Origin of the sequence: Citrobacter sp. wls710, assembly GCF_005281115.1 — a bacterium.
GTDB lineage: Bacteria > Pseudomonadota > Gammaproteobacteria > Enterobacterales > Enterobacteriaceae > Citrobacter > Citrobacter werkmanii.
The window spans coordinates 157,686-164,131 of the sequence record NZ_SZXD01000040.1 but is presented as its reverse complement, the minus strand read 5'-3'; the positions used below and the strand labels follow the sequence as shown (position 1 = coordinate 164,131).

The 6,446-nt window shown below is 51.3% G+C and carries 5 protein-coding genes, 1 tRNA gene and 1 pseudogene; all 7 read right to left on the bottom strand.

The window, feature by feature from the left end; genetic code table 11:
• Nucleotides 1-16: 16 nt before the first annotated feature.
• Nucleotides 17-112, bottom strand: a pseudogene (locus FDX14_RS20055) (acetyltransferase); the annotation flags it as partial.
• A 160-nt stretch (nt 113-272) separates the two neighbouring features.
• Nucleotides 273-348 (bottom strand) — tRNA-Phe (locus FDX14_RS20050).
• A 305-nt stretch (nt 349-653) separates the two neighbouring features.
• On the bottom strand, nt 654-1,229 hold the full coding sequence (locus FDX14_RS20045; RefSeq protein WP_006686267.1) for a transcriptional regulator: 576 nt from the start codon (nt 1,227-1,229) through the stop codon (nt 654-656).
• A gap of 36 nt (nt 1,230-1,265) precedes the next feature.
• Nucleotides 1,266-2,975, bottom strand: coding sequence for a protein-disulfide reductase DsbD (locus FDX14_RS20040; RefSeq protein ID WP_137350110.1), 1,710 nt, complete (start codon nt 2,973-2,975; stop codon nt 1,266-1,268).
• Complete coding sequence (cutA, locus tag FDX14_RS20035) at nt 2,951-3,298, bottom strand: divalent cation tolerance protein CutA (RefSeq protein ID WP_003025447.1); 348 nt, start codon at nt 3,296-3,298, stop codon at nt 2,951-2,953. The genes FDX14_RS20040 and cutA overlap by 25 nt, the downstream gene beginning before the upstream one ends.
• A gap of 131 nt (nt 3,299-3,429) precedes the next feature.
• Entirely contained in the window at nt 3,430-4,731 is a 1,302-nt protein-coding gene (gene dcuA / locus FDX14_RS20030; RefSeq protein WP_038636462.1) for an anaerobic C4-dicarboxylate transporter DcuA, read from the bottom strand.
• 114 nt (nt 4,732-4,845) lie between these two features.
• Nucleotides 4,846-6,282 carry an aspartate ammonia-lyase gene (aspA, locus tag FDX14_RS20025; RefSeq protein WP_032940252.1) on the bottom strand — a complete coding sequence of 479 codons (1,437 nt, stop codon included), beginning with the start codon at nt 6,280-6,282 and terminating at the stop codon, nt 4,846-4,848.
• Between the last annotated feature and the right edge of the window lie 164 nt (nt 6,283-6,446).

Sequence of the window (6,446 nt, the reverse complement as noted above, 5' to 3'; positions counted from 1 at the left end):
GCAAAAGCTTGTCCTGCTACCCGCGCACGAGGTTGAGTAACGGGTACGGTCGCCCAAGATCGTCCACCTCTGTACGTCCCGTCACGCTGAATCCCATTTTTATATAGTATCCCTGGCGTCTGCTTACTGAAGTTGGCTGCTAACTGCGAGATTGAGTTTGCGTGTGGAGTTGGTGAGAGGTGGTGGCTCAGAAATAGAGTAAAACGATCGGCTGGAAGCTATCAGAAACTACAAAAGCAAAAACCCGCCTTGTGGGCGGGTTCTTTAAATAGTGGTGCCCGGACTCGGAATCGAACCAAGGACACGGGGATTTTCAATCCCCTGCTCTACCGACTGAGCTATCCGGGCAACGGGGCGCATTAAACCGTATTCACGTCTGTCAGTCAATCAAATTTCAGGAAAAAGGGTTCAACCGCTTAATATTGCGGCAATCTGTGCGTTTGTGCCTGAAGTTTGCACAAATCTTCCAGACCGCCATGATGTCGACAGGTAATGCTGAGCGCAAGAAGAGGGCTGTATAGCACAAGAGTGATTCGCTGCATTTTAATAAAACGCTGACCAGGGCGATTAACAGATTATTTCGCACCACCGTGGCGATGGTGCGTTTTCAGCGACTGATGCTCACTCACTTCGGCCTGTACGGGCTTGTTCGCTTAGGTTAGCGCGCCACCCATACGGCACTGGGCAAAGCGCAGAATATCTTCCGCCAGACGGTGTGCCGTTTCGACATCAGCATGGCTACGATTCACCAGCATGCGGCTCAGACATCCCTCCAGCACCAGTTCCATCTGTTTGGCGACCATGGCCGGGTCGTCAACTTCCAGCGTAGTCAGTAGCTCATGAGTGAAGTCATGCGCTGCTTTTTTTTGTTGGTCGGCTAACTGGTGGATTGGATGTCCAGGATCGGGATAAAACGTGCAGGCGGCAATGAACAGGCAGCCGGGATAGCGATTATTGCTCACGCATTCGGATAGCGCGCTGTAGCGTGCCAGTAATTTCTGTTCAGCGCTCAGGGTCTCATCCAGCAAAAGCTGACGCCGCCAAATATCCACCCGCTGGCTGAGGTAACGTAACGCATCATACAGGATGGCCTCTTTATCTGGCCAAAAGCGCTGTAGTTCATCAAGCGGATAATCGATACGTTCGGCCACCATTTCCAGCGTGGTATTGGCTATCCCTTGAACCTCAAGTAATTTCAGGGCTTCTCCCAGGACATCTTCACGTTGCACGGTATTCTCCTCCGTATTTCCTTTTGCAAGTGTCGCTCACGGTTGACGATCGCGCAAATGTGCGCTGAAGGTCGCTGCATCCATAAAACCCGTTACCCGAGCCTCCGGATGCTCTTTACCCTCGGCATCAAAAAACAGGATAGTGGGCAAACCTAAAACCTGTAGATGTTTCAGGAGAGCGACATCCTTGGCATTGTTTGCAGTTACGTCCGCCTGTAAAAGCACTGTGTCGCCTAGCGCTTGCTGAACCTGCGGATCGCTGAAGGTGTACTTCTCAAACTCCTTACAGGCCACGCACCAGTCGGCATACAGATCCAACATGACGGGCCTGCCTTTAGCTTGTGCCAGCGCCTGATTTAACGCCTCCACCGAGGCCACCGGCGTGAAGTTAAGGTGTGTCTGGGTTTGAGCATGCGGCGTGCCAAACGCCCAGTCCTGCAATGGACGTACACTGACAAGCGCTGCGGCTAACAGGACAATCTGCACGATGCGCATCCAGGCGTGCTTTGCCTGCAGGCTGGTAATGAATGCCCAGCTAAAGAACGCGACGCCCAACAGCGACCACAGGCGCACGCCCCATACGTCGCCAATGATGCGTTCAAGCAAGAAGACGGGAAGCGCCAGAATGACAAAGCCGAAAGCGGTTTTAACCTGTTCCATCCATGGACCGCTCTTAGGCAGCAGGCGGTTACCAAAGACGGTAATCAACATCAGCGGTAAGCCCATCCCCAGCGCGTACAGATACAGCGTACCGCCTCCCAGCCACATATTTCCGCTCTGAGCGATATACAGCAAAATCGCGCTTAGCGGCGCTGTTGTGCAAGGAGAACAGATGAGACCCGCAATCGCCCCCATCGTAAAGACGCTACCGGGAGAGCCGCCTTGCTGGCGGTTACTCAGCAACGTGAGGCGCGTTTGCAATGAGGAAGGGAGTTGCAGCGTGAACAGGCCGAACATAGACAGAGCCAGCAGCGTAAAGATGATGGCAAGACCGATCAGAACATAAGGATTCTGTAACGCCGCCTGAAACTGTAATCCGGCGGCGGCAACAACCAGACCCAGCGCAGTATAGGTGAGCGCCATTCCCTGAACGTAGATAAACGTCAGCAGCAGCGCTCGCCCGGTTGATAACCGTTGCTTGCCGCCCAGCACGATGCCGGAAATCAGCGGATACATCGGCAGTACGCAGGGCGTGAAAGCGATGCCAATGCCGATTAGCAATGCCCACAGCGCGGAAAAGGGAAGTTGGGCTGCGGGCTGTGATTTCTCTTCCGGGGCCTCAGTGACAGGTACGGTAGCCGGAGCCCCCCCGACAGCGGCTGACACTTCACTTAAAGGGACAGTTTTAGTTTCCGGCGGATAGCAAAAACCGGCGTCGGCACAGCCCTGGTACGTGACTGTTAATGTTGCGCCAGATGCGGCCCGATTAACCGTAACCGGAATATTCAACTGTTTACGGTAAATCTCACTTTTGCCGTAAAACTCATCTTCATGCCAGACGCCTGGCGGCAGTTTTACTTCGGCAATATCGGCCTGAGATGGCGTAATGCTTATCTGTTTGCGATAGAGATAGTAGCCATCTTTTACCTGCCATGAGAGGTTCAGATCGTGTTGGTTTTGCTGAAAATCAAAAACAAACGCCCGATCGGCAGGAACAAACTGCGAGCGGCCGGGCGCGTCAAATAATCCGGCAAAGGTAGATGTGCTGCACAGCAGCAGGATCAGCGTAAGGATGCGTTGAGCCATGAGCGGTAATCAAAGTCTCCGTGAGTGACGGGTAAAACCAGAAGTTCAGGTGTTTGATACGGGTGATGTGACTTCAGGCAATCGAGAAGGGCTTGCTGGTGCGTGACGGTGGTTTTTAAAATCATCTGGACTTCATATTCCTGCTCCAGTTTACCTTCCCAATAATAGAGGGAGGTTGCTCCGGGCAGAAGTGTCACGCAGGCTGCCAGCTTTTCCGCCAGCACTTTTGCAGCCAGATCCTGGGCGGTTGCTTCATCCGGAGCAGTACAGAGCACTACAACGGTATCGGGGATGGAAATATCCTGACTCTTTACATCAAGCATAAACACCTCGAAAGAACAGAGTAACCAGCTAAAGAGTGGTCACTATACAACGGACGAGGGAAGGATGTTAGCTAAAGCGGGGTGATGAAGCGGAGGAACTGCAGGGTGCAGAGGCACCCTGCAGGAAAATTTTACAGCATGAAGCTGCCCAGCAAGAAGCCGAAGCAGACAGCCAGAACCACACCCAGAGTACCTGGGATGAAGAACGGATGGTTAAAGACGAATTTACCGATACGGGTTGTACCGGTGTCATCCATCTGAACCGCCGCAACCAGAGTTGGGTAGGTTGGCAGAATGAACAGGCCGGAAACAGCTGCGAAAGAGGCAACAGCGGTCAGCGGGGAAACGTTCAGCGCCAGAGCCATCGGCATCAGTGCTTTAGCGGTTGCTGCCTGAGAGTACAGCAGCGCAGAAGCAAAGAAGAAGATGACAGCCAGCAGCCACGGATGGCCCTGAATTACGCTACCTGCAGTATCTTTGATCCAGTCAATGTTGTGAGATACGAAGGTATCACCCAACCACGCAACGCCCAGGATACAAATACAGGCGCTCATACCGGCTTTGAAGGTACTGGAGTTGAGGATGGAATCCGTTTCAACGCGGCAGATGATGGTGGTCAGCGTCGCGATGCTCAGCATGATGATCAGGATAGCGTTGGTGGTGTTCATCAGCGGTTTAGCGACCAGACCCAGGCTTGGGCTGTTGACGATCGCATAGACAACAACGCAAATTACGCCCAGCAGGAACAGCCAAACGGAGGTTTTTGCGCCTGCTTTGATTTCAACTTGTCTTTCACCACGCAGCTCAACCAAACCTTCTTCCAGACGCTTACGATAAATCGGATCGTCAGACAGTTTAGAGTTGAACAGCATAGTCACCAGGAAGGACATTACCAGAACGGCCAGCAGGGTGGACGGAATAACCACGGACAGCAGGTGAATATAGCTGATGCCATGACCTTCCATTACGGAAGACATGTAAACCACGGCTGCAGAGATTGGTGATGCTGTGATCGCAATCTGAGCAGAAACCACCGCAGTTGAGAGCGGACGGCAAGGTTTGATCCCTTGTTCCTTCGCAACTTCAGCGATAACCGGCAGAGTTGCCAGAGAGATGTTACCCGTACCCGCAAAGATGGTCAGGAAATAGGTCACGATGGGTGCAAGGATCGTGATGTATTTCGGGTTCTTACGCAGCAGTTTTTCAGTTTGATGAACCAGATAGTCCAGACCACCTGCAATCTGCATAGCTGAGATGGCAGCGATAACCGCCATGATAATGGAAATGACATCGAACGGGATATTACCGGGTTTTACGCCGATAGCGGCGAGAACCAGGACACCCAGCCCACCTGCAAATCCAATACCGATACCCCCAAGTCTGGCACCTAAAAAGATTGCCAGCAAAACGATGATAAGTTCTAAAACTATCATATTAGCCTTCCTTGTTGTTTAACAAGTTGATATTAAATTGTTGTTTTTAAGTAACTTCGTGCAAGAAAAAAGGCACGTCATCTGACGTGCCTTCTCTGGTACTACCCTACACGATTACTGTTCGCTTTCATCAGTATAACGTTTTGCTTTATAAGCCGGGTGCATCAGGTTCTGTACTGAGAAGATATCGTCCAGCTCGGCTTCGGTCAACAGGCCGCGCTCCAGGACAACTTCACGTACGCTCTTACCGGTTTCGGCACAAATTTTACCAACGATGTCGCCGTTGTGGTGGCCGATGAACGGGTTAAGGTAAGTAACGATACCGATAGAGTTGTAAACGAATGCTTCGCACACTTCTTTGTTAGCAGTAATGCCGCTAACGCATTTTTCCAACAGGTTGTAGCAAGCGTTGCTCAGAATGTGAATGGATTCGAACATTGCCTGGCCGATTACTGGCTCCATAACGTTCAGCTGCAGCTGACCTGCTTCAGACGCCATAGTGACAGTGATGTCGTTACCGATGACTTTAAAGCACACCTGATTTACGACTTCCGGAACAACCGGGTTCACTTTAGCTGGCATGATGGAAGAGCCAGCCTGCAGTTCCGGCAGGTTGATCTCGTTCAGGCCGGCACGTGGACCAGAGGAGAGCAAACGCAGGTCGTTACAGATTTTGGACATCTTCACAGCCAGACGTTTCAGTGCGCCGTGCACCATAACGTATGCGCCGCAGTCAGAAGTAGCTTCAATCAGGTCTTCTGCAGGAACACAGGCAAAACCGGTTACTTCAGCCAGTTTTTTCACTGCCAGCGGAGAGTATTCTTTCGGTGTGTTCAGACCCGTACCGATTGCCGTTGCGCCGAGGTTAACTTCCAGCAGCAGCTCTGCAGTACGCCCAATGTTTTTCACTTCTTCTTTCAGCAGGATGCTGAAAGCACGGAATTCCTGACCGAGGGTCATCGGCACAGCATCCTGCAACTGGGTACGACCCATTTTCAGGATGTCCTGGAATTCATCGGCTTTTTTCTCGAAGCCTTCACGCAGCTGGTTCAGAGCATCAATCAGTTTGATGATGGATGCGTATACCGCGATACGGAAGCCAGTTGGGTATGCGTCGTTGGTAGACTGACATTTGTTAACGTGGTCGTTCGGGTTCAGGTACTGATATTCACCTTTCTGGTGACCCATCAGTTCCAGACCGATATTGGCCAGCACTTCGTTGGTGTTCATGTTGACGGAGGTACCCGCACCACCCTGGTAAACGTCTACCGGGAACTGATCCATGCATTTTCCGTTATTCAGGACTTCATCACACGCCGCGATGATGGCATTTGCCACACTCTTAGGAATGGTTTGCAGTTCTTTGTTGGCCATAGCCGCTGCCTTTTTCACCATTACCATGCCGCGAACAAATTCAGGAATGTCGCTGATTTTGTTGTTGCTAATGTAGAAGTTTTCAATCGCTCTCAGAGTGTGAACACCATAGTAAGCGTCCGCTGGAACTTCCCTGGTACCCAACAAGTCTTCTTCGATACGAATGTTGTTTAACATGTGAACCTTCTTTTTCAAGCTGCCAATGATTTGACTAAACACACAGGATATATGTGATTTCGATTGTTTCTCGACCGACGATTATCCCCTGCATCGGTCTGATACCCGAGATCATATGCTGGTTCAGGATTTCTACCGTAATCTGGATCACTTAAAACGTGGAA